The sequence below is a fragment of the Rickettsiales bacterium genome (genome assembly GCA_033762595.1).
Taxonomy (GTDB): Bacteria; Pseudomonadota; Alphaproteobacteria; order Rickettsiales; family UBA8987; genus JANPLD01.
This window is the reverse complement of record JANRLM010000085.1, coordinates 1-24,717: the sequence shown is the minus strand read 5'-3', so window position 1 is coordinate 24,717 and position 24,717 is coordinate 1. Positions and strand designations below refer to the sequence as shown.

At 36.0% G+C, this 24,717-nt stretch carries 23 protein-coding genes; 16 read left to right on the top strand and 7 right to left on the bottom strand.

The annotated features are described in order from the left end of the window. Positions 1-259 precede the first annotated feature (259 nt). From purQ to purC, 3 genes are all read right to left on the bottom strand, one after another. Positions 260-937 (bottom strand): phosphoribosylformylglycinamidine synthase subunit PurQ, encoded by a 678-nt coding sequence (gene purQ / locus SFT90_06090; protein ID MDX1950051.1) that lies wholly within the window; start codon positions 935-937, stop codon positions 260-262. Positions 938-1,020: 83 nt separating this feature from the next. After that, positions 1,021-1,263, bottom strand: coding sequence for a phosphoribosylformylglycinamidine synthase subunit PurS (gene purS / locus SFT90_06085; GenBank protein MDX1950050.1), 243 nt, complete (start codon positions 1,261-1,263; stop codon positions 1,021-1,023). A gap of 7 nt (positions 1,264-1,270) precedes the next feature. Then, the gene (purC, locus tag SFT90_06080; GenBank protein MDX1950049.1) at positions 1,271-2,074 is read right to left on the bottom strand and encodes a phosphoribosylaminoimidazolesuccinocarboxamide synthase; all 804 of its coding nucleotides are present in this window, start codon (positions 2,072-2,074) and stop codon (positions 1,271-1,273) included. Between the two features lie 87 nt (positions 2,075-2,161). On the opposite strand from purC, the gene SFT90_06075 reads away from it, so the two are divergent. The 10 genes from SFT90_06075 (at position 2,162) to SFT90_06030 (ending at position 13,830) form a co-directional block, all read left to right on the top strand. Further along, the gene (locus SFT90_06075; protein ID MDX1950048.1) at positions 2,162-2,479 is read left to right on the top strand and encodes a DUF1476 domain-containing protein; all 318 of its coding nucleotides are present in this window, start codon (positions 2,162-2,164) and stop codon (positions 2,477-2,479) included. A 1-nt stretch (position 2,480) separates the two neighbouring features. Continuing rightward, positions 2,481-2,963, top strand: coding sequence for a TlpA disulfide reductase family protein (locus SFT90_06070; protein ID MDX1950047.1), 483 nt, complete (start codon positions 2,481-2,483; stop codon positions 2,961-2,963). 8 nt (positions 2,964-2,971) lie between these two features. Beyond that, positions 2,972-3,736 carry a hypothetical protein gene (locus SFT90_06065; protein MDX1950046.1) on the top strand — a complete coding sequence of 255 codons (765 nt, stop codon included), beginning with the start codon at positions 2,972-2,974 and terminating at the stop codon, positions 3,734-3,736. Then, on the top strand, positions 3,729-4,424 hold the full coding sequence (locus SFT90_06060) for a type II secretion system protein (protein MDX1950045.1): 696 nt from the start codon (positions 3,729-3,731) through the stop codon (positions 4,422-4,424). The genes SFT90_06065 and SFT90_06060 overlap by 8 nt, the downstream gene beginning before the upstream one ends. Then, positions 4,408-5,898, top strand: a complete 1,491-nt coding sequence (locus tag SFT90_06055) for a type II secretion system protein (protein MDX1950044.1) — start codon at positions 4,408-4,410, stop codon at positions 5,896-5,898. The genes SFT90_06060 and SFT90_06055 overlap by 17 nt, the downstream gene beginning before the upstream one ends. Continuing rightward, the gene (gene rpiB / locus SFT90_06050; GenBank protein MDX1950043.1) at positions 5,895-6,341 is read left to right on the top strand and encodes a ribose 5-phosphate isomerase B; all 447 of its coding nucleotides are present in this window, start codon (positions 5,895-5,897) and stop codon (positions 6,339-6,341) included. Before SFT90_06055 ends, rpiB begins: the two co-directional genes overlap by 4 nt. Beyond that, positions 6,326-7,954 (top strand): electron transfer flavoprotein-ubiquinone oxidoreductase, encoded by a 1,629-nt coding sequence (locus tag SFT90_06045; protein MDX1950042.1) that lies wholly within the window; start codon positions 6,326-6,328, stop codon positions 7,952-7,954. Before rpiB ends, SFT90_06045 begins: the two co-directional genes overlap by 16 nt. A 212-nt stretch (positions 7,955-8,166) precedes the next feature. Further along, complete coding sequence (locus tag SFT90_06040; protein MDX1950041.1) at positions 8,167-9,243, top strand: efflux RND transporter periplasmic adaptor subunit; 1,077 nt, start codon at positions 8,167-8,169, stop codon at positions 9,241-9,243. Between the two features lie 11 nt (positions 9,244-9,254). Further along, complete coding sequence (locus SFT90_06035) at positions 9,255-12,389, top strand: efflux RND transporter permease subunit (GenBank protein MDX1950040.1); 3,135 nt, start codon at positions 9,255-9,257, stop codon at positions 12,387-12,389. Between the two features lies 1 nt (position 12,390). Next, on the top strand, positions 12,391-13,830 hold the full coding sequence (locus tag SFT90_06030) for an efflux transporter outer membrane subunit (protein ID MDX1950039.1): 1,440 nt from the start codon (positions 12,391-12,393) through the stop codon (positions 13,828-13,830). 1 nt (position 13,831) lies between these two features. Here the strand turns inward: SFT90_06030 and SFT90_06025 are convergent, their stop codons facing one another. After that, the gene (locus tag SFT90_06025; GenBank protein MDX1950038.1) at positions 13,832-16,078 is read right to left on the bottom strand and encodes an NADP-dependent malic enzyme; all 2,247 of its coding nucleotides are present in this window, start codon (positions 16,076-16,078) and stop codon (positions 13,832-13,834) included. Between the two features lie 242 nt (positions 16,079-16,320). Here SFT90_06025 and SFT90_06020 point away from each other — a divergent pair, with 242 nt between their 5' ends. Together SFT90_06020 and lptF are read left to right on the top strand one after the other, a co-directional pair. Then, positions 16,321-18,147 (top strand): type IV secretory system conjugative DNA transfer family protein, encoded by a 1,827-nt coding sequence (locus SFT90_06020; GenBank protein ID MDX1950037.1) that lies wholly within the window; start codon positions 16,321-16,323, stop codon positions 18,145-18,147. Continuing rightward, positions 18,144-19,268, top strand: a complete 1,125-nt coding sequence (gene lptF, locus SFT90_06015; GenBank protein MDX1950036.1) for an LPS export ABC transporter permease LptF — start codon at positions 18,144-18,146, stop codon at positions 19,266-19,268. Before SFT90_06020 ends, lptF begins: the two co-directional genes overlap by 4 nt. A gap of 107 nt (positions 19,269-19,375) precedes the next feature. Here lptF and plsX read toward each other — a convergent pair whose 3' ends face one another. Beyond that, positions 19,376-20,470, bottom strand: coding sequence for a phosphate acyltransferase PlsX (gene plsX / locus SFT90_06010; protein ID MDX1950035.1), 1,095 nt, complete (start codon positions 20,468-20,470; stop codon positions 19,376-19,378). Positions 20,471-20,537: 67 nt separating this feature from the next. Beyond that, a complete protein-coding gene (gene rpmF, locus SFT90_06005; GenBank protein MDX1950034.1) occupies positions 20,538-20,750 on the bottom strand; it encodes a 50S ribosomal protein L32 in 213 nt (70 codons plus the stop codon). A gap of 123 nt (positions 20,751-20,873) precedes the next feature. Here rpmF and bamE point away from each other — a divergent pair, with 123 nt between their 5' ends. Next, positions 20,874-21,350 (top strand): outer membrane protein assembly factor BamE, encoded by a 477-nt coding sequence (gene bamE, locus SFT90_06000; GenBank protein ID MDX1950033.1) that lies wholly within the window; start codon positions 20,874-20,876, stop codon positions 21,348-21,350. A gap of 39 nt (positions 21,351-21,389) precedes the next feature. Continuing rightward, complete coding sequence (metK, locus tag SFT90_05995) at positions 21,390-22,574, top strand: methionine adenosyltransferase (protein ID MDX1950032.1); 1,185 nt, start codon at positions 21,390-21,392, stop codon at positions 22,572-22,574. Here the strand turns inward: metK and grpE are convergent. After that, entirely contained in the window at positions 22,571-23,140 is a 570-nt protein-coding gene (gene grpE / locus SFT90_05990) for a nucleotide exchange factor GrpE (protein ID MDX1950031.1), read from the bottom strand. The genes metK and grpE overlap by 4 nt on opposite strands. A gap of 72 nt (positions 23,141-23,212) precedes the next feature. Here grpE and rph point away from each other — a divergent pair, with 72 nt between their 5' ends. Together rph and SFT90_05980 are read left to right on the top strand one after the other, a co-directional pair. Beyond that, complete coding sequence (rph, locus tag SFT90_05985) at positions 23,213-23,929, top strand: ribonuclease PH (protein MDX1950030.1); 717 nt, start codon at positions 23,213-23,215, stop codon at positions 23,927-23,929. A 65-nt stretch (positions 23,930-23,994) separates the two neighbouring features. After that, positions 23,995-24,717: amidophosphoribosyltransferase (locus tag SFT90_05980; GenBank protein MDX1950029.1), on the top strand; the 723-nt coding region annotated here is incomplete at its 3' end.

The following is a 24,717-nucleotide window of genomic DNA, read 5'->3' as shown; positions in this document are numbered from 1 at the left end:
AGCACCCAGCTTGAAATTGAGGCCAGTATCATCGTAATAAAAATTATGTGGCTGGTAAAAAATAATCGCGACTAAAATTATTGCAATTAGGCTTCCAAATGTGCCAGATGCAAAAGGAAATTTACCTGCGTAAAAGAAAGTTGAAAATATTTCAGATAATTTTGCTTTCATTATTTGGGTGTTTTTAGAAACTGGAAGCTAGAATCTGGAAACTGGAAAACAAAACTAGTTTCTAGTTACCAGTTTCTAAAAATCGTTACTAACCTAAAATACTTTGGAAAATTATTTTGCCGTCTATACCGCCAGTGTAAGCATCGCAGTGCCTTTCAGGGTGAGGCATTAAGCCTAAAACATTTTTATTCTTATTATAAACCCCTGCAATGTTTGCAACTGAGCCATTTGGGTTAGATGCATCAGAAACATCACCGCTAACATTGCAATATTTGAATGCGATTTGGTTGTTATCATTAAGTGCTTTAAGCTCATCGTCAGTAACAAAATAATTACCATCGTGGTGAGCGATAGAGATTTTGAGAGGCTTTTCAGGTTTATATTTTCTTATAAAAACTGCGTCATTATTTTCAGGGCGAAGATAAACTTCCTTACAGATGAATTTTAGATTTTTATTTCTCATCAAAACACCGGGTAATAAGCCCGCTTCAGTAAGGATTTGAAAGCCATTGCATATTCCTAAAACATAACCACCATTATCAGCGAATTTTTTAACTTCTTTCATAATATTGGAATGGGCGGAAATTGCACCACATCTGAGGTAATCACCATAAGAAAAACCACCCGGAACGCAAACTAAATCAAGCTTTGGGAGTTCATTTTGCTTATGCCAAATCATCTCAACTTTGAAGCCACTGGCTTTCAAAGCAACAACCAAATCTCTATCGCAATTTGAACCGGGGAAAACTAATACACCTGCTTTCATAAAATATTTTTAAGTAGTTGGTTGTTAGTCGTTAGTTTTATTAGTTAATCAATACAAGCGACCAAAGACTAACGACCATAAAATTATGCTGCAATTTCAAATTTATAATTTTCAATAACAGTATTTGCTAGTAATTCTTTGCACATTTTTTCAAGCTGATCTTTTGCTTTTTCCTTGTCATTTTCTTCAAGCTCAACTTCAATAAACTTGCCCTGCCTAACATCTTTCACAGATTTGTAGCCGAGAGAATTTAAGCTCTCAGAAATCGCCTTACCTTGAGGATCAAGCACGCCGTTTTTAAGTGTAACAAATATTTTTGCTTTCATAATATTTTTATTTCTTTGTTTTATCTTTAGTTGTTGGCTTGGTTTCAAAAGAAACTACATTTTCATCTTCGATTCCTTTAAGAACACCAAGACGTTTTGCAACTTCTCTGTAAGCCTCAAGAACTCCACCCATATTTTTTCTGAATCTATCTTTATCCAAGATGTTACCTGTTTCAATATCCCATAACCTGCAAGAATCTGGGCTAATTTCATCAGCGAGCAAAAGATAAACATTACCCTCTTCATCAAAAACTCTGCCGAATTCAAGTTTAATATCAACCAACTTAACACCAACCGCGTGGAAGATACCGCATAAAAAATCATTAATGCGAAGGGAAATTCCTTTCATTGCCTCAACTTCCTCAGGTAATGCCCAGCCGAAAACATTAATATGTTCATCGGTGATAAAAGGATCACCAAGTTTATCGCTTTTTAGGCACATTTCAACCATCGGGTGAAATAAATTCATACCAACATCTAATGCGAATCTTTTAGATAAACTGCCAGCAGTAACATTGCGAACTATAATTTCAATTGGAATCATTTCACAGGCTTTTATAAGCTGCTCACGCATATTTAATCGTTTAATGAAATGCGTATGAATGCCAATATCTTCAAGTTTTTGAAATAAATACTCAGAAATTCTATTATTTATAACGCCTTTACCAGAAAGAACCTCAAGCTTTTCGCCATTAAAAGCACTTGTGTCATCTTTGAAATATTGAATTAGCGTTCCAGTTTCAGGGCCTTCATATAAAATTTTTGCTTTGCCCTCATAGAGTAATTTTTTGCTAACTTTATTTTTTGCCATTGTTTAACCTTTTTTCATATAAAACTTGATAAATTTATATTAGCATTTAATAATTTAGCAATTATTTTGATAAATTTTTTTACATTTATGTCTGAGATTGATAATAGAAAGAAAGCCTTTGAAAACAAATTCGCTCATGATGAGGAGTTAAAATTCAAAATCGCCTCAAGAAGAAGGAAAATGCTTGGCCTTTGGGCTAGCGAGATAATGGGGTTGGAAGATGATAAATCGCTGGAATATGCAATGACTATCGTAAATTATGGCCTTGATAATAAGGATTCCGGTGCAGTAATTAAAAAGATACTTAATGATATTACATCTAAAGGCGTTGCAATTACTGAGCAACAAGTTCGCCTAAAAAATGACGAATTTGAAGAATTAGCAACAAGGCAAATTACTAGTTAGAATGAAATTTTGGGTAAAATTCTTAGTTTTAATTATAGTTTTTTTCTCTTTTGATTCATATTCGCAGAATAATAAAGATTATCTTAATGCTTCGCTAAAAATTAATGGTGAACAACATAATTTATCTGAATTTCAGGGGAAATTTATTTTACTGCAATTCTGGGCAACATGGTGCCCATATTGTGAAAGACAAATGCCAGAGCTTGTTAAAATCCAGCAGAGATACAAAGATAATCCAAACCTTGTAATTCTTCCAGTTTCCATTGATGAAGGCGGAGAAGAAATTGTTAAAAACTTTTACAAATCTAGAAATTATAATATTTTCCCTGTTGTTTTAGATGAGAATAAAAATCTATACAGAATTTTTAATTTAAGGGGCGTTCCAACCTCAGTTTTAATTTCTGATAGTGGGGAAATAATTGATGTATTTAATTCAGTTTCTCAAATTGATTTAGCATTATTTGATAAAATTCTAAAAAATTAAATTCTGCGATGCTAGAAGATAAAAACAAAATTCAGGGTTTTTCTTTGCTGGAGTTGACGGCCGTAATAATTATTATTTCTTTCATAGTCAGCACTATTGTTTTTACAACTCAAGCAAGGCTAGATGCTTCAAGAATTTATGTAACAAAAGAAAGAATGCAAACAATAATGGATTCAATTGATAGATATGTTGAAAATTATGGTCATATACCCTGCCCTGCAAACCCCTCTGTTTCTAGAGTAAACGCAAATTATGGCTGGGGAACAGGCACTAACGCAACAGTTGCTAACTGCCCTCAAGCATCAACTTTTTTTGCAAGTGGAAGTGGAACTTATGGTGATATTGTAGTTGGAATGGTACCCTTCAAAACTCTTGTGCCACCGCTTGACCCATCTATTGCAGTTGATGGCTGGGGTAACAGATTTTCATTTTTTGTAACCGAAAGATATACTAATAGGAGTAACTACAAACTAGCTACAGGGGTGGGGGCTAATTATAATATCTCAAATTTGCCTGATGGAACTGGAACAAATTATATAGATACCACTAATGGAGATGTTGCTTATATCTTATTAAGCCATGGCCCTAATGGAGATTATGCTTATAGAGATAAAGATGGAACTCAATTAAGTTTGGCAACCCATTTAACCTCAGATACTGAAAACGGCGTTGCGGGAGATGCTCAATTTGTTTGTGCGATGCCTAATGCACTTAATGACGATATTTTAGTTTACAAAAATAAATGGCAATTACCTAATTTTATAAATGATTAAAAAAACTAAAAATAAAGGTTTTTCATTATTAGAAATGTCAATTGTCGTTGCCATTATTGGAACAACTATAGGCTTTGGAATTTTAAGCTTTAACCAATATTCAAGATATTCTAAAACTGAATTAACAAAGGAAAGAATGAAGGTAATTCTCAAGGCTATAAATGATTATGCTGATAAATTTAATTCCCTACCCTGCCCTGCTAATGGCGAGCAAGCTTTCAACCACGCCTCATTTGGAGTTGGTTCAATTTCTGTCGGAGCTTGCACAAATCATAATGCTTTAGCTGATAATACTTATTTTGGAATTGTTCCAGTAAATACATTAAATATTTATCCTTCTTATGCATTAGATGGCTGGGGTAATAGATTTTCTTATGCAGTTAAAAATACTGCATTAGTTTCGGGTGGTGTTACAAATGTTGCGTCTCAAATAAACTTAAAAAATTATGGAGATTCAACTACATTTAATAATGTTGTGGTAATAGTGATAAGCCACGGAGAAAACGGCTTTGGTGCTTGGAAAGGCAATGGTGGCAGCACAAAAAATCCAACAAGTGCCAATGCAAGAGAGGCACGAAATAGCAGTGTTAGTGCAGATGGCTTTCATACATCTTTACCAATTGTTGGTTTTGATGATATAATATACTTTTTAACAAGCATACAAATTACTGATGAAGCTTTTGAATAAATATAAAAATTTTGCTTTTAGTCTTATAGAGCTATCTATAGTAATTCTAATATTGTCAGTGGTTGTATCTTCTGCGATGAATGTGATGGGAGATAAAAAAATTTCAGAAACCAATATTAAAACTGAAGAAAAACTTAAGCATATTGCCAAAGCCTTGAAAATTTATGCTAAGGAAAATAATCGCTTGCCCTGCCCAATGGATATAGGCTTAACACCAACTTCTGCAAGTTTTGGCTCAGAAGAATTAGTTGGCGGAGACCCCTCAGATTGTGATGGTGGATATAATAATAACCTTGGAACTTTTGTTGGGTTTGTTCCTTTTGCTGAAATTGGTTTACCACCTGAATATCTATATGATGAATGGGGAAGATTGATTTCGTATTATATGGATGAATCAATGGCATCTGCAATGTCAACAAGCTCTAACATACCTAATATTGATGTTAAAAATCTAACCTCTTCAGGCTCTGAAAACACTATAATGTGGCGTTATGTTCTAACTTCAGAAGTTGGTAGCAATATTCCAGATTGTCGAGACGCAGGAGCTAGCACGATTTCTGCTTCTAGCACTAATGTTTTAATACCTGTTTGTGCAGCTTATGCCCTAGTAAGTCATGGTGCAAACGGATATAAATCTATAAATTTAGCTGGAACAGAATTATCTGGGGCAAATGGCAGCACTAGAGAAGCTAATAACGCTCCAAAAACTCACGATGGAAGCAATGCACATATAAAAATACTAGCTCTTCCATTCAATAATTCATCAGAAAGCTCATATGCTAATTATTTTGATGATATTGTAGTTTATATGTCCAAGGAAGCAATTTTAGATACCCAATTTGGAAGCACCTCTACAAGTAGCTCTAGCACCACATCTTCATCAACAACAAGCTCTACATCTTCTACTTCAAGTGGCTCATGCACACCAGTAACTGTAAACTATGGTGAGGCTTGCGACGCTGAATGCTTGTTATGCGATACCGGCTTAACTTGTTCTAGTGGAACATGTGCATGCACTTCTCCAGTTTATAGCGATACAGGTGGGCCATGTGATAATGAATGTCAATTATGTAGCGGAGACAATGTTTGCACTGCTAATGTATGTGTTTGCACCCCAACATACGTAAGTCTAGACGAAGACTGTGATGCAGAATGCAAGCTTTGTGATGTAGACTTGTTCTGTAAAGATGCTAAGTGTAGCTCTTGCCTTGGGGATGGTAGCCCATGCACAAGTAGCTCTGAATGCTGCTCTAGTTCTCCATATTGTATTAGTGATGGAAAATGCTCAACAGAATCATGCAACAACACTAGAGGGGATTCATGTAGCATAGATAAAGATTGTTGTTCACCTTATGGTAAATGTACTGAACAGAATGTGTGTGATTCCCCTACTTGCAGAGCATTAAATGATGGTTGCGTTTCAACTTCAGACTGTTGCTTTACGCTGACATGTGAAGAGGGTACTTGTAGATGAATAAAAATTATAAAATATCAATCGCTTCTGATCACGCAGGTTTTGAGTTGAAAGAATTCCTCAAAAGCGAGCTTGCGTCAAAAAATTATGAGGTTTTTGATTTAGGAACTGATAGCAAAAATTCCGTTGATTACCCAGATTTTGCTGAAAAATTAGCCCTGCACATCAAAGATAAAAAATCAGATTTTGGAATTTTAATTTGTGGTTCTGGCATCGGAATTTCAATTGCCGCTAATAGATATAATCACATCAGAGCAGCTTTATGCAACAATCTAGAGGTAACAAAACTCGCCAGACAGCATAATAACGCAAATGTAATTTGCCTTGGTGCAAGATTTATTGATAATAAAATTGCATTAGAAATGGTGGAAGCTTTCTTCAATACTGAGTTTGAAGGTGGAAGACACACAGAAAGGGTTAGAAAATTATGCAACGCGAAATAATGGAATTTGATATTGTGATTGTTGGGGCGGGGCCAAGTGGCCTTTCATCAGCGATAAAACTTGCACAAATTTCAGCTGAAAAAAATCTTAATCTAAATATTTGCGTTGTTGAGAAAGGCTCAGAGGTTGGGGCTCATATTCTTTCTGGCAATGTGTTTGAAACCAAAGCTCTTGATGAATTAATCCCTGATTGGAAAGAAAAAAACGCCCCACTCAAAACAGAAGCAAAAGAGGATAATTTTCTTCTACTAACTAAGAAAAAACACTTCAAACTTCCAACGCCCCCTCAAATGCATAATAAGGGGAATTATATTATTTCTCTCGGGAATTTATGCAGGTGGCTTGCGGAGCAAGCCCAGAATTTAGGTGTGCAAATCTTCCCTGGTTTTGCTGCAAGTGAAGTTATTTATGATGAAACCGAAAGCAAAGTTCTTGGTATTATAACTGGTGATTTTGGCATTTCAAAAAATGGCGAGCATAAAGAATCTTATCAAGCAGGGGTAGAAATTCGTGCGAAATATACCATCTTTGCAGAGGGTTGCAGGGGCAGTTTAACCAAAAAACTTGAGAGGAAATTTGGCTTAAGAGATAACACAAACCCTCAAACTTACGCAATCGGCATTAAGGAATTATGGCGGATTAGCAAAGAAAAACATCAAGCTGGCAAAATAATTCATACAATCGGCTGGCCGATGGATTCTAAAACCTATGGTGGTTCATTTCTTTATCACCTTGATGAAGATACAATTTCAATCGGCTATGTTGTAGGGCTTGATTATAAAAACACTTATCTAAACCCTTTCAAAGAATTTCAGAGATTCAAACATCACCCTTATATTCAGCAAATTTTAGAAGGTGGGGAGCGAATTTGTTATGGTGCAAGAGCCTTAAATGAGGGCGGTTTGCAAGCAATTCCAAAACTCACTTTCAAAGGTGGTTGCTTGATTGGTTGCACAGCAGGCTTTTTGAATGTTCCGAAAATTAAAGGCACGCATACTGCTATGAAATCTGGAATGCTTGCCGCAGAAGCCATTATTGAAGCATTAGAAAATAATAATGAAGATATTTCATCTTATGAAGAAAAAATCAAAAAATCTTGGATTTATGAGGAGCTTTATAGAGCAAGAAATATTCGCCCTGCCTTCAAATTTGGTTTATGGTTTGGGTTAATTTATTCCGCGATAGATACTTATATTTTTCGTGGCAAAGCCCCTTGGACATTCAGCCACCACCCAGATTATAAGCAAACCAAAACAAAAGATGAATGCAAGCCGATTGAATATCCAAAACCTGATAATAAAATCAGTTTTGATTTACTTTCATCAGTTTATCTCTCTGGCACAAATCATGAGGAAGACCAGCCAGCACATCTTAAATTAACTGATATTTCAAAAGCGGTTGAATATAACCTCAAATATTATGATGCGCCAGAACAAAGATATTGCCCTGCTGGTGTTTATGAATACATCAAAGATGAAAAAGGCGATGATAAATTACAAATAAATGCCCAAAATTGTGTTCATTGTAAAACTTGTGATATAAAAGATGTAACACAAAATATAAATTGGCAAACCCCTGAAGGCGGTGGTGGGCCAAATTATCCAAATATGTAACTCTATTAAATCCCCTCTCGCGTTTACGGGGGAGGGTTAGGGTGGGGACACTTTATAAGTGCATCGCTTAAAAAAGTAATTTAATCATCATAATATTTCATTCCCGCGAAAGCGGGAATCCAAAATAAAGATAGATACCCGCTTTCGCGGGTATGAAGTAAAGGTGAATTTGGTATATACTTTATAACGCAATTTAGTAAAAAAATATTTTTATGAAATTTAGTAAATTTTTTCTAGTAATCGGCTTTCTTTTGCTTGGTTTTATCTGCTACAAACTTTTTGTAATGTATCAGATGATGAATTTTAAGCCACCTCAAATGCCGCCAATGCCAGTACAGGTTTATGAGGCAAAGCAAATTAAAATCAGAAATTTTAAAGATTTTTCCGGCAAATTAGAAGCAGTTGAAAAAGCAGAAATTCGCCCGCAAATCTCTGGTAAAGTTGAAAAAATTCTTTTCAAAGAAGGTGATTTTGTTGAGAAAGGCGAAAAATTATTTAATATAAATTCTAGCCTATATAATTCTCAATTATCTCAAGCACAAGCAAGTTATAATCTTGCTTTTAATGATTTTCAAAGGGCTGAAAAATTACTCAAAATTGGTGGCGTTTCTAAAAAGGAATATGAAGAAAAGTTAAGTGCAAAAAATCAAGCCTTCGCAAATTTAACTAATGCAAAATTGAATAAAGAATATTCTGATGTTGTAGCACCTATATCGGGCAAAGTCGGCAGAGCGGAAATTGTAGTTGGTAATTTGGTTGATCCTATGGCGAATCAAATTCTTACTAACATAATCAATGATAAAAAACTTTACGCGGAGTTTGATATTGATGAAAATAATTATTTAGAATTCATTAATAAAAATCGTAAAAAGAAAAAAATTAAAGTCCGAATTTTTACAGATAGTAATAAAACCAAGGGTTACAGGGGGTATATAACTTCTTTTGATAATCAAATTAATGACTTAACTGGCACAATAAGGGCAAGGGCAGTTTTAAGGAATAAATCAAGAAATTTACTTTCAGGGCAGTATGTAAAAGTTCGTCTTTTAAGCCCTGTTAAAGAAAAGGTGATAGTTATTCCAGAAGGTGCAGTTGGCACAGATCAAAATAAAAAATTTGTTTTTATTGTTGATAAAAATAACAAGGTTGAGTATCGCCCAGTGGAAGTTGGGCAAGCCCTTGAAAATGGCTTAAAAATTATAAATTCCGGCTTAAAAAAGGGTGAAAAAATTATTACCTCAAGCACTCTTATGCTCCGCCCCGGTGCAGAAGTAAAGCCTTCTAACTGAGAACCAATTATATGAATATTTCAAAATTCTTCATAGATAGGCCGATTTTTGCAAGTGTGATTTCACTTTTGATATTTATTTTAGGTGCAATTTCTATTCCGCAATTACCGGTTTCTGAATATCCAGAAGTTGTGCCGCCTTCAGTGGTGGTGAATGCATTTTATCCGGGAGCTAGCCCAAAGGTTATCTCTGAAACCGTTGCCACACCTTTGGAAGAACAGATTAATGGCGTTGAGAATATGCTGTATATGAATTCGCAAGCGACTTCTGATGGTAGGCTAACACTAACTGTTACTTTCAAACTCGGCACTGATGCTGATCTCGCCCAGCAATTAGTTCAGAATCGAGTTACTCAAGCCCTGCCAAGGCTTCCAGAAGATGTAAAAAGGCTTGGTATTACAACAGTTAAATCCTCACCAGATTTAACAATGGTTGTACATTTATTTTCACCTAATGATAGATATGATAGCTTATATCTAAGGAATTACGCCATTTTGAATGTTAAAGATAGAATCAAAAAAATTTCTGGCATTGGACAGGTTGAGATTTTTGGTGGCGGAGATTATGCGATGCGAATTTGGCTAAATCCTAAGAAAATTTCTGCTAGAAATTTATCAGTGCAAGAAGTTATTGGTGCAATTCAGGAGCAAAATATCCAAGCTGCAGCTGGGATAATCGGGGCTTCACCTTCTGAAAATCTTGAATTACAACTAACCATTAATGCACAAGGTAGGCTTCAAAATGTTGAGGATTTTGAGGAAATCATAATAAAAAGCGATGAAAATGGAACTCTTACAAAGCTAAAAGATGTGGCAAGAATTGAGCTTGGTGCTGCTGATTATTCGCTTCGTTCTCTACTCAATAATAAACCTGCGATTGGTATTGCAATTTTTCAGATGGCTGGTTCAAATTCTATTGAAATCTCTGATAATGTTCGTGCTGAGATGAAAAAACTGCAAAAATCTATGCCAGAAGGCGTTACCTATGACATAGTGTATGACCCAACAACTTTTGTGCGTGATTCAATAAAAGCAGTAATCTCAACTCTTTTAGAGGCAGTTCTTTTAGTTGTTATTGTGGTTATAGTTTTCTTGCAAACTTGGCGAGCTTCAGTAATTCCGCTACTTGCAGTGCCTGTTTCTATTGTTGGAACATTTGCTTTGCTACATTTTTTTGGGTTTTCTATCAATGCACTTTCATTATTTGGCTTGGTGCTTGCGATTGGAATTGTGGTAGATGATGCAATCGTTGTAGTTGAAAATGTTGAACGGAATATTGAAACTGGCTTAAGCCCTAAAGAAGCCACTTACAAAGCAATGCAGGAAGTTAGCGAACCGATTATCGCAATTTCATTAACACTTTGTGCAGTGTTTATTCCGATTGCATTTATTACTGGCTTAACAGGGCAGTTTTATAAACAATTTGCTTTAACAATTGCAATTTCAACTATAATTTCTGCGATAAATTCCCTAACCTTAAGCCCTGCCCTATGTGCAATTTTGCTGAAAGGACATCACGAAGAAAAAGATGGTTTAACCAAATTTATGGAAAAAACTTTCGGCAGATTTTTCAACTGGTTTAATGGTTTTTTCAAAAGTGCATCGGATAGTTATTCCAATTCAGTAACCTATGTAGTTGGCAGAAAATCTATATTCTTAGTGATTTATCTGGTTTTAATTTTTGTAACTTATGTTGGGTTTAAGATAGTTCCAGCTGGGTTTGTGCCAGCACAAGATAAGCAATATTTAGTTGGTTTTGCTCAACTTCCAGATGGCTCAACGCTTGATAAAACTGAGGCTGTAATTAAAAAAATGTCTGATATTGCCTTAAAAGAAGAAGGTGTTGAAAGTGCAATCGCATTCCCTGGATTATCAATAAACGGCTTCACGGTTAGCTCAAGTGCTGGTATCGTGTTTGTATCGCTAAAACCATTTGATGAAAGAAAAAGAGGAGATTTATCAGGTTTTGCAATCTCACAAAAATTACAGCAGAAATTTTTTGGCATTCCAGAAGCCTTCATCGCAATCTTCCCGCCACCACCAGTTATGGGGCTAGGCACAATTGGTGGCTTCAAACTTCAAATTGAAGATAAGGCCGATAAAGGTTATGAGGAGCTTGATAAAATTACCAAGGAAGTTATCGGCAAAGCCTATCAAACGCCCGAACTTGCTGGAATTTTCTCAAGTTATAAAATTAATGTTCCGCAATTAAAAGTTGATGTTGATAGAGATAAAGCCAAAAAACTCGGGCTTTCCATCACAGATATTTACAACACGATGCAATTTTATCTCGGCTCAATTTATGTAAATGACTTCAACAAATTCGGCAGAACTTACCAAGTTATTGCTCAAGCGGATTCTGAATTTCGCTCTCGCAAGGAAGATATTATGCACCTCAAGCTGAAGAATAACAAAGGTGAAATGGTGCCACTTAGCTCAGTGGTTACAATATCTGAAAGTTATGGCCCTGAAAGCTCATCACGCTATAATGGCTATCGCTCAGCGGATATAAATGGCGGTGCAAATTTTGGCTTTTCTTCTGGGCAAGCGGAAGCTGCAATCACCAAAATTCTTGATGAAACACTGCCAAAAGGTATGGAATTTGAGTGGACAGAATTAACCTATCAGCAAATTTTAGCAGGCAATACAGCAATTTTAATATTCCCGCTTTGCGTGCTATTTGTGTTTATGGTGCTTGCCGCGCAATATGAAAGCTTAAAATTACCCTTCGCAATAATTCTAATTGTGCCAATGTGCTTGCTTTCTGCTATTCTTGGCATTTGGCTTTGGGGGGGCGATAATAATATTTTTACGCAAATTAGCTTGTTTGTTTTAGTTGGGCTTGCCTGTAAAAATGCGATATTAATTGTTGAATTTGCCAATGAATTAGAACATCAAGGTAGAAGCACTATTGAGGCGATTTTAGAAGCGTGCAAACTTCGCTTAAGACCAATTTTAATGACATCTTTTGCATTTATTATGGGTGTGTTACCGCTAGTTTTATCAAGTGGTGCAGGTTCAGAAATGAGGCAAGCTATGGGCGTTGCAGTGTTTTCAGGAATGCTAGGGGTTACATTCTTTGGGCTTTTTTTAACACCAATTTTTTATGTTGTTTTGAGGGGAATTGGCAAAAAATTTAAGAATTAAAATGATAAACAAAATTAAAATATTACTTTTATCTTCGCTGTTTTTGGTGGGTTGTGATTTATCGCCAGAATATAAAATTCCAGAAACTAACTTCCCTAATAAATTCAAAAGTGAAGAAGAAGTTGCACCATTTACTGAAGCTCAAAAAAGCTCTTGGAAGCAAGCTGAACCCTCAGATAAATTTCCTCGCGGAGAATGGTGGAAAATTTTTGAAGATGAAAATCTAAATAAAATTCAGCAAGAATTTTTATCAAATAATTTAGATATAAAAATTTTAGAGGCTAAAACTAAACAAGCTAGAAGCTCTATTGATGTTGTTTCTTCTGAGTTTTTCCCTGATTTTTCAGTTAATTCTGGTGTAACAAGGCAAAAATTAAATAGTCAAACTTTTGGGTTTCCAGCACCTGCCATCAAGCCGTTTTCAGTTTATTCAGCAGGCTTTGGGTTGGATTATGAAATAGATTTATTCGGCAAGGTTTTTACCAAAATGCGTTCTATAGATGCAGAATATAACGCTTTTGAAAATGATAAGGAATCTATAAAACTCGCTTTGCAAGCTGATGTTACGCAATATTACATCACCTTAAAATCACTAGATGAAGAATTAAAACTCACGCAAGAAAATATAAATTTAAGGCAGGAAAACCTGAATATCAGTAATAAAAAACTTGAATTAGGTGCAATAAATAAACTTGATTTAGCCAGAGATGCAATCAGCTTGAACACAGAAATTGCAAGGCTTTCACAAGTAAAACAAGCAAGAAGTGAAGTTGAAAACGCCTTACTTGTTATGCTTGGCAAAAACCCTTCAAATTTCATTCTTGATAAATCAAATTCTGAAATTAATCCACCGCAAATTCCGCCTTATTTACCTTCTAAATTGCTAGAAAGAAGGCCAGATGTTGCCAGTGCTGAGAGAAAATTATATTCTGCAAATGAAATGATTGGTTTTGCAAGAGCGGCGTTTTTTCCAAGCATCAGCCTAACCAGCAATGCAGGCTTGCAATCAACCTCTTTAAGTGATGTGATGCAATGGTCTAACAGAGTTTGGAGCATTGCACCCATGATTAATTTCCCAATTTTTGAAGGGGGGAGAACCCTTGCAAACTTAGAAAAAAACAAAGCTATTTTTGATGAAGCAAACGCAAATTATCGCAAGCAGGTTTTGGTTGCCTTCAAAGATGTTGAGGATAGTTTATCACTTGTTTCAACCTCTGATAAGCAATTATCAGTAAGCAAAAATTCACTTAAAGTAGCAAGGGAATCTCTTGAAATTATGAGGAAAAAATTCACTCTTGGCGATATAAGCAAATTTGAATTTAACGACGCAAAAATCTCTTATAACAATATCAAAATTGTTGAAACCCAAGCTAAAAGAGGCCGTCTCAACGCCTCAGTTCAGCTAATCCGTGCATTGGGTGGCGGTTTTGCGGTAGAGTAAACTACTCCTCAACGCTTGCAATGGCTGCGATGTTTAAGATATCTGAAACGCTTGCGTTCATAGGAACAATTTGTGCAGGCTTATCAAAACCATGCAGAACTGGCCCAATCAAAGTGCCACCACCTAATTCACGAAGCATTTTGCCAGAGATATTTGCCGCCTCAAGAGAAGGCATAATCAAGCAATTTGCAGATGCTTTTAGGTTGGTTGGATATAATTTTAGAAGTTCATCATTAAGTGCAACATCTGGCGTTAAATCACCATCAAATTCAAATTTAACTTTTTTGCCTTCCAAAATTTTGAGGGCATCTTTGATAGTTTTAGATTTCTCATGATTTGGGTTGCCAAAATTAGAATATGAAAGAAGTGCCGCACGAGGTTCTTCACCCATTTTCTTAGCGAGTTCCGCAGTTGCTATTGCAATTTGAGCTAATTGTTCAGCATCTGGATTCACATGAACAGCCGTATCAGAAATGAATATCGTTTTATTATTCGCACCAACCGCAATGGTAGTTCCGAAGACTCTTTCACCCTTCTTAGCACCAATAACTTGCATTAGAGTTTTTAGGCAAGAGCTGTAACTTCTTGTTAAACCAGTGATTAAAATATCGCCCTCACCTTTTGCAAGCAGAACTGATGCGAAAACATTTCTATCATTTCTGATTTCACGATTGCAATCTCTTTTGAGATAACCTTTGCGAGCGAGTTTTTTATATAAGAAATCAACATATTTTTCGCTAACTTCATTTTTGTAAGCGTTAACAACTTTGACATCTTTAAGTTTTTTCGCACCAAGTTTTTTGGCTTGCTCTTCAATCTTTTCCTCACGGCCAACAAGAATAACCTTACCATAACCGCTTTCAACCCATTGCATTGCTGCACGAATTGTAACTTCCTCCTCACCCTCTGCAAATATAACAGTTTTTGGATTATTACGAAGTTTTTTATAGATTAAACTTAGAACATTTGCAGTTGGGTTTAGCCTTCCTGCAAGCTCGCGTTTATAGCCTTCCCAATCAGTAATTTTCTTACGAGCAACCCCAGTTTTGATAGCCGCTTTTGCAACTGCTACTGGAATTGTTGAAATTAAGCGTGGATCAAACGCTGAAGGGATAATATAATTTGGCCCAAATTCCATATCAGTTCTTTTAACTGCCGCTATAACTTCAAGCGGAACAGCCTCTCTTGCAAGCTCAGCTAAGGCTTCAGCGGCTGCAACTTTCATTTCTTCATTGATGGTGCTAGCTTGAACATCTAACGCACCACGGAAAATATAAGGGAAACCAAGAACATTATTCACTTGGTTTGGATAATCCGATCTGCCAGTAGCCATAATCGCATCACCACGCACTTCAGCTACTTCTGCTGGGGTAATTTCAGGATCTGGATTTGCCATTGCGAAAATTATCGGGTTTTTCGCCATTGATTTTACCATCTCTTTAGTAACTGCACCTTTGCCAGCGAGACCATAGAACGCATCAGCGTTTGTCATTGCATCTTCAAGGGTTCTATCAGTGGTTTCAATAGCGTGCTTTTCCTTCCATTCATTCATTCCTTTAGTTCTGCCTTTGTAAATAACCCCTTCCCTATCCACTAAAAGTGCTTGTTTTAAGCCCATTCTTTTAACGAGTTCTAAGCAGGCAATACCAGCCGAACCAGCACCAAGAACAACTAATTTCATATCAGAGAGCTTTCTGCCGGTAAGATGTGCCGCATTGATAAGGGCTGCGGCTGTAACAATCGCAGTGCCGTGCTGATCATCGTGGAATACAGGTATATCCATCAATTCTTTGAGTTTATTCTCAATAATAAAGCAATCAGGGGCTTTGATATCTTCTAAATTAATACCACCCCAGCTTGGCCCAAGATAACGAACACAATTTATAAATGCTTCTGGATCAGTAGTATCAACTTCAACATCAACTGAGTCAATATCAGCAAAACGCTTGAATAGAACGGATTTACCTTCCATAACTGGCTTTGAAGCTAACGCACCGAGATCACCCAAGCCAAGAATAGCCGTTCCATTAGAAACTACCGCTACATAATTGCCTTTTGCCGTGTATTTATATGCGTTTGCAGGGTCATCAGCGATTTCATGAACTGGTGCTGCAACACCCGGAGAATAAGCCAAGGCTAAATCTCTTTGTGTTAAAAGTGGCTTAGTAGGTGCAAGTGCAACCTTACCCGGTTTGCCAGTTTCGTGGAATTTTAATGCTTCTGGATTGGTATATCTTTGTTCCGTCATATAGTATGGTTTATGGTTGATAGTTGATGGTTTATCGTAATTTTTTTAATCCGCTGAAAATATAGGGAAAAATATTTTTTTCAAGCTATGTTATATTAACGATTTGTTAATTAGGTTCACTCTAATAATTGCAACAATATTTAAGGCAATAAATCTTTGATTAGCTCACTTTTGAAAAATTAATGTTTTTTTTCCTGAAGAATGTATAATAGCCTAGTTTTGGGATATTTTAGAGAAATTAAATGCAACCATATCAGCTTAAAAACCTTATCTTACTTGGAGTTATCCTTGGTTTTGTAGCTCTTATATTCTCATATGGCTCACTTGTTGGCAGTATGATAATTTATAATGGCGGGCAGAAAACTAGAGCTTACATATCTGAACATGGCCCTTCAAACTCATATAAAAGATTTTTAGGCGTATATTTTCAGCTTGCTAAAATTTATGCAACTGAATCTCATAGGTTAAACCCCGAAGATAAATCTAAAATCCAAAAAACACTTTTTTATCCGCCATTATCGGCGATTGCTTTATTTGGGCTTTTATTATTTGTAGTGCGCGCACCAATCTCAGATTTCCGGCCTTTCCAGCCGCCTGAAAAACTCCATGGTGATGCAAAATGGGCGAGCGAAAATGATATTCGCAAAGCTGGCCTTCGTGCTAAAAAAGGCTTGCTACTTGGTAATACTGGCAGAGGATATTTAACCGCAGATGGGTTTCAGCATATTTTATTATTCGCACCAACTGGTTCTGGTAAAGGTGTTGGCTTTGTAATTCCAAACTTGCTTTATTGGGAACAATCAATGGTTTGCCACGATATTAAATTAGAAAATTTTGAGCTAACTTCTGGCTATCGCAGAAAAATGGGGCAGAAAGTTTATCTTTGGAATGCAGCAAGCCCTAGTGGTATAACCCATTGCTACAATCCACTTGACTGGGTTTCAAGAGAAATGGGTCAGATGGTTGATGATGTGCAGAAAATCTCAAATCTCCTTCTTCCTGAGCAAGAATTTTGGAATAATGAAGCACGCTCTCTATTTGTGGGTGTTGCTTTATATCTACTGGCTGTGCCTGAGAAAATCTGCTCATTTGGTGAAGTTGTCCGAACATTAAGAAGTGATGATGTTACTTATAATTTAGCCGTTGTGCTTGATACACTTGGCAAGCAAATTCACCCCGTATCATATATGAATATTGCAGCCTTCTTGCAGAAGGCTGATAAAGAGAGATCCGGCGTAATTTCAACCCTAAACTCAGGGCTAGAGCTTTGGGCAAACCCTTTAATTGATGCCGCAACCGCAACTTCTGATTTTGATTTTAATAGATTCAAAAAAGATAAAATCTCAGTTTATGTGGGCTTAACCCCTGATAACATTGAGCGTCTAAAGCCCTTAATGCAGATTTTCTATCAGCAGGCAGCACAAATTTTAACAAAGCATATGCCAAAACCTGATGAACCGCACGGCGTTTTATTTATGATGGATGAGTTTCCAACTTTGGGCGAAATGATAATTTTCAAGCAAGGTATAGCATATTTTCGTGGTTATAGGGTGCGTTTATTCTTAATTATTCAAGATACAGAACAGCTTAAAGATATTTATGAGGAAGCTGGAATGAACTCCTTCCTAGCCAACGCCACTTATCGTATTACATTTGCGGCGAACACTTTTTCAACCGCTGAGATGATTTCAAAAGTTGTGGGAAATAAAACGGTGAAACAAATCTCAAGAAACGCCCCAATATTCCTTGATCTTAACCCTGCATCTCGTTCAAAACATATTTCTGAAACTCAAAGAGCCTTATTGCTACCGCAGGAAGTTATGAATCTTCCAAAAGAACAGCAAATTATATTAGTGGAATCATCACCGCCAATAAAAACCAAAAAGATTTTCTATTTCAAAGATCCATTCTTTACAAAAAGATTATTACCTCAAACGGAAGTTCCACAACAAGAGCCTTACGACCCTAAAAATGTTGGTAAGAAAAAAGAGAAAGTAGCTGACCCTTCAAATGATGACCCAGTTGAAGATGAAACGAAAGATAAATCAAAAGAAAAGCCTAAGAAATGAAAATTTTTGAACTTTACATATTAAAAAAAATCTTCTGGCCGTTTGTTATTATAACGCTTGGAATCACAGGCATTGCTTGGCTTTCCCAGTCTTTGCGTTTCATTGATTTAATTGTAAATAAAGGGCTAAGTATTGGCACTTTTTTATATATCACAATTCTTATTATTCCCTCTTTAATGTGGGTGATAATTCCAATAAGTTTGTTTATTTCAATTGTATATTCTTATAACAAAATCACCTCTGAAAGTGAGCTTATAGTGCTTAAAACTTCTGGAATTGATAATAATGGCCTCATAAAACCAGCAGTAATTTTTGCTCTTATTTGCACTATTTTAAGTTATTCAATAGCATTTTATTTACTGCCAAAATCTTACAGAGAATTTAAGGATTTACAGAATTTTATTAGAAATAATTATGCATCAATTTTGCTTCAAAATGGTGTATTTTCTTCACCAACAAAGGGTTTAACCATCTATATTAAAGATAAAGATTTCCAAGGAAATTTTTTAGGATTATTTGCAAATGATGAAAGAAGGCCAGATAAAAAAATCACCGTAATGGCACAAGAAGGGGAGTTAATAAGCACACAGAAAGGCCCTGTTTTTGAACTTAGAAACGGCACGCATCTTGAATATTCCAATCAAAATAATCAACTTGCAGTGCTTCATTTTGATAAATATAATTTGCAATTAAGCCCTTTCAAAGAGGCGGTGAATAATAAAAGATGGCGAGAGCCTCAAGAAAGATTTTTAGATGAATTATTCGCACCAAATGATTCTGATGATATCCAGAAAAGTAAATTAGAAACTGAAGGCCATTATAGAATTTCTTGGCCAATATTTAATGTTTTGCTGGCCTTGCTTGCAATCTCACCATTTTTAACTGGTAATTTCAGCCGCAGGGGGCATACAAAAAAAATAATTCTCACTGCTGTAATTGCTGTTTTGTTTTTGATTGCATCAATATCTCTTAAAAATATTGCCCATAAATCGCAGATATTAAATATCTTAATGTATGTGAATAATTTTGTGGGAATTTACTTTTGCTATCTGCTAATCAATAATAAGGTTAGCGTTGATTTGAATAAATTATCCAAAGGCTTAAGAGTTGTTAGGAAATAGGGTTCAGAAAAATTTACTAAAATTATACGCTCTTAAACTCAAATTGTCACCCCGCATTTATTGCGGGGTGACATTATCTAGCATGATTAAGAAAATTGTAGAAATTTCTACAAAATACAAATCTCATCATCTTCATCAATTTCTGGGCTGTGGCCTGAGGCTACCATTTCCTTGATGATTTGCTCATTAATATTATTTAGAGCAAGTTTATAAGCAACTTTTATTGCGTTTGCAAAACCAACTTCATCAGTACCACCATGGCTTTTAACCACAATTCCATTTAGCCCTAAGAACATTGCACCATTATAACTCCTTGGATCCATTTTCTTCTTAATCTTAGCAATTGCTGGGGCTGCAACTAAAGCACCAAGCATTCCAAAAGGTGAAGATTTAATGGTTTGTTTGATTGTATTTGCAATAAATTTTGAAGTTCCCTCAGCGGTTTTAAGGGCAATATTGCCAGTAAATCCATCAGCAACTATAACATCAACCGTTCCAGCATTAATATCATTACCCTCAACAAAGCCGTAATAATTGAGGTCAATTTCACTTTCTTCAATTAATGATGAGGCGAGGCGAAGTGTTTCGTGTCCTTTACTTTTTTCAGTGCCAACATTTAGTAAGCCGATGCTTGGTCTTGCAAGCCCAAGAACCGCCCTTGCAAAAGCATTTCCCATCACCGCGAATTCAAATAGATTTTCAGCATCACAATGGATATTCGCACCCAGATCTAAAACAATGCAATAACCTTTTATAGTTGGCAGAATTCCACCTATTGCAGGCCTATCTATACCGGGTAAAGTTTGCAGAACAAATTTAGATAAAGCCATTAAAGCACCCGTATTTCCAGCAGAAACTATTGCGTCAGCTTCTTTGGCTTTCACGGCATTAATAGCCATATACATACTTGAGTTTTTACCCTTACGAAGTGCATTTGAGGGTTTTTCGTCAGAGGTGATAAATTCTTCCGTATGAATGATCTTACAAATTTCTTGCAGGCTAGAAAATTTCGCCATTATTGGCATAATTTTCTTTTTATTGCCGTAAATTTTGAAATTAATATTTTTCAAAGTTTTAGAAGCAATATAAGCACCCTCTATCACTAAATCAGGGGCTTTATCACCCCCCATTGCATCAAGTGAAATGGTAACAATATTATTGCTTGCTATGTTCTTTACAGAATTTCCTGCCAATTCAGACATTAGAAAAATTTAAGTGAGAATAAAAACTTAATGGAAAAATTTACCAATAAGGCAAGAAAAAACTGAATTAGTTAGCAGATTTTATATCTTGTGATTCTTCTGTTGAAGCTCTTTTGAAGATAATTTGCTTACCTTTGTAATAGCCATCAGCCGTTATGTGGTGTGATAAACCGAACTCACCAGTTGTTTTATTTTCAATGATGTTTTGCTTGCTTAAAGCATCATGACTTCTTCTCATGTTTCTTCTTGAAGGGGAAGTTTTCTTTTTAGGAACTGCCATTTTGAACCTCTGTTAATTTCTTTTTGTAATTTCTAAATTTACCTTTATAAAACTAAAAAATTATAAATTGTGGTAAATGTTTTTGGGCTAATAACCTAGAAAAATAATAAAATCTAGTAAAAAATGATTAAAAAATTCAATATTCTATTAGTTATCCTTGTTTTTCAGCTTGTAAGTGCCTGTAGTGATGACCTTGACAATAGGGGCTATGTTACCAAATTCTCTGATTTTACAAAGATAGAAACGGGCGTTTCAACTAAAGATGAGGTGGAAAGCCTACTTGGTTCGCCAACTACAAAATCTCTTTATGGTAAAGAGGAATGGATATATTTAGGCTCTGAAGTTACTAAGGAAACCTTCTTTGAACCAGAAGTTAAAAATTACGAGGCCTATATTATTACATTTAATTCAGATGATGTTGTTGAAAAAATAGCTAAGAGAGATGAAAATTCACTTAAAGAGATTGAAATTTCTGATGATACAACAGCAACTGGTGGTAGCAAAGTTACTGTAATTCAGCAATTGCTTGGCAATTTAGGTAAATTTGATGCAACAGGCAGTGGCCCAAGAAGTGCTGGCGTTCTGGGTGGCGGCAGATAAAAACCATCAACAATAAACAATCAACCAAAAACTGAGAAAATGGCTAATTTAACAAGATTTTATGATGTTCGTGAATATTTATTTACCTCTGAATCGGTTTCAGAAGGCCACCCTGACAAAGTAGCTGATCAAATTTCTGATGCGATATTAGATGAGTATCTCAAGCAAGATCCATATTCACGCGTTGCGGTTGAAACTCTCTGCACTACAAATAAAGTTGTTTTGGCTGGTGAAGTTCGTGCGCCACAAATTTCAAAATCTCGCATTGAGGAAGTTGTTAGAAATGTAGTAAAAAATATCGGTTATGAGCAAGATGGATTTAACTGGCAAAATTTAGAGATTGAAAACCTTATCCACGGCCAATCAGCTGATATTGCGAGAGGCGTTGACGCACAAGGCGGTGCAACCGAAGGTGCTGGCGATCAAGGGCTTATGTTCGGTTATGCTTGTAGAGAAACTGAAGTTTTAATGCCTTCGGCAATTTATTATTCTCACAAAATTTTACAGCTGATTTTTGATGATATTAAATCTGGAAAACTAAAAGGTTTAGGGCCTGATGCTAAAAGCCAAGTAACCGTAAAATATAGAGGAAATGACCCAGTGGGCGTGCATTCTGTAGTGGTTTCAATTCAACATCATAAAGATATTTCTTTGAGCCAAGTTAAGGAATTAATTTATCCATACATCAAAAAAGCATTGCCAGAAGAATGGAAAATCCCTGAAGGTGAGCTTTACATTAACCCAACAGGCCAGTTTATAATTGGTGGGCCTGATGGTGATACAGGCTTGACTGGCAGAAAGATTATTGTTGATACTTACGGCGGATACGCCCCACATGGTGGTGGTGCGTTTTCAGGTAAAGACCCTACAAAAGTTGATAGAAGTGCAGCTTATCTTGCAAGATATATCGCAAAAAATGTTATCGTTGCCGGCTTTGCGAATGCTTGTACAATTCAGCTTGCCTATGCAATTGGTGTTGCGAAGCCACTTTCATTCTATGTTAATATGCATAATACGGGTAATATTAATGAATATAAATTGCAGGAAATAATTGAAAAATCAATTGATGCAACACCTTGGGGCTTAAGGCAACATCTTAAACTACACGCACCAATTTACTTGCCAACGGCAACTTATGGGCATTTTGGTAGAACGCCAACTAAAGAAGGACATTTCACTTGGGAAGCAACTGACCTTGCTGAACAATTCAAAAAACTGGCTTAACTAGGCTGAACTTCCTCTATTTTCTTAGCAACTGCAACCATTGCCGGCCTTAAAATGCGTTCTTTAAGCGTATAACCTGCGTGAATTAACTGGGCAATTGTTCCATCTTCAAACTCATTGGTTGGAATTTGTACCACCGCTTGGTGAAATTTATAATCAAATTTTTCGCCGTTATTTGGGGCAATTCGCTCAATACCATATTTATTAAAAATATTTTTAACCTCATTATAAGTAAGGTTTAACCCCTCAATAATACTTTTATACACTTCATCTTCGTGGTTTGGAATTGAATCAAAAGCACGATTCAAATTTTCAAGAACTACAATCATATCATTCGCAAAAGCGGTAATGGCATATTCCCTAGTATCTTTGATTTCCTTAGCGTTTCTTGCACGCATATTTTGCATCTCCGCGAGCAAGCGAAGGTTTTTATCTTCAAGCTCTTTTACTTTATCTTCTAAAGAAATTTCAGGCTCTGGTGTAATTTCTGATGCGATTTTTTCAGCCTCTTGCTGAGCTTCTTGCGATAAATTTTCTTCAATTTTATTTTCTGCTTTCTGAGACATATGAAAATTATATATTATTTTATTTAATAATGGCTATTTAGTGTTAATTAAACCTAATTTCAAGACGAGTATATGAATTTTATTCTAAATAGAGCCTCTGGCAGAAAATTTGATGAATTAAGAGAAGTAAAAATTGAAAAAAATACCTCTGAATATGCTGAGGGCAGTTGCATTATATCATTTGGTAAAACAAAACTTATATGCACCGCAAGCATTGACGAAAAAACCCCACCCTTCCTCAGAAACACAGGCAAAGGCTGGGTAACTGCTGAATATGGAATGTTACCTCGCTCAACCCATAGCAGAATGGAAAGAGAGGCCGCAAAAGGCAAGCAATCTGGCAGAACCATTGAAATCCAGCGATTAATAGGCAGAAGCCTTAGGGCTGTTATGGATTTATCAAAGCTCGGTGAAAGGCAAATTATAATTGATTGCGATGTTATAAATGCAGACGGCGGCACTAGAACCGCTGCTATAACTGGCGGATTTATTGCCTTACAACAAGCGGTTCAAAAATTACTTAATAAAAGAGTTCTTAAAGAAAACCCAATTTTAGATAGTGTTTCTGCTATTTCCTGCGGAATTTATAATAATGTCGCGATTTTAGATTTGGAATATTCTGAAGATGTAGATGCACAAGTTGATGCAAATTTTATTATCACTGGCAGTGGTAAAATGGTTGAAATCCAATGCACTGGCGAGGAGGCAAGCTTTACTGAAGATGAATTTAATCAGCTTCTAACCCTTGCAAAAAAAGGCTGTGCAGAACTAAAAATTTTGCAGAATTAACAAACCAAATCTATTGCATAATTGCAATTAAATTGCTATCAAGCCACCATAAATTTAGTTAAATTATGTCTAAGAAGAAATCTATTCTACAAACTCCATTTACATCTGTTTATGAGGAGTGCGGAGTTTTTGGAATTTGTGGTAGTTCTGATGCAGCAGCCCATACAGCACTTGGGCTTCACGCCCTGCAACATAGGGGGCAGGAAGCCGCAGGGATAGTTTCTTGCGAGACAAATTCTGATAGATCACTTTCTAATTTTCACCATCATCACGCAAGGGGTAAAGTTGGGGATAATTTTGGTTCAGCGGATATAATTGATAAGCTCAAAGGCTTCTCAGCGTTGGGGCATAATAGATATTCCACAACAGGCGGTTCAGTAAATGTAGCGAATATTCAGCCTTTACTTGCGGAACTTAGCTTTGGAGCGTTGGCACTTGCTCATAATGGAAACCTCACAAATGCTGGAATTTTAAGGAAAAGGCTAATTTCTGAAGGCTCAATTTTTAGAACCACAATGGATACTGAAGTTGTGATTCACCTAATGGCAAAATCTGGCAAGAATAATACTAAAGATGCATTAATTGAAGCACTAAAATATGTTGAAGGCGGATATGCTTTTATCGTGCTTGATAAAGATTATCTAATTGGCGTTAGAGACCCTAATGGAATAAGGCCTTTGATGTTTGGCAAAGTTGGGGATTCTTATATGTTTGCATCTGAAACTTGTGCTTTTGATATTATAGGCGGGGAACATATTAGAGATGTGAAAGAAGGTGAAATGATTGTA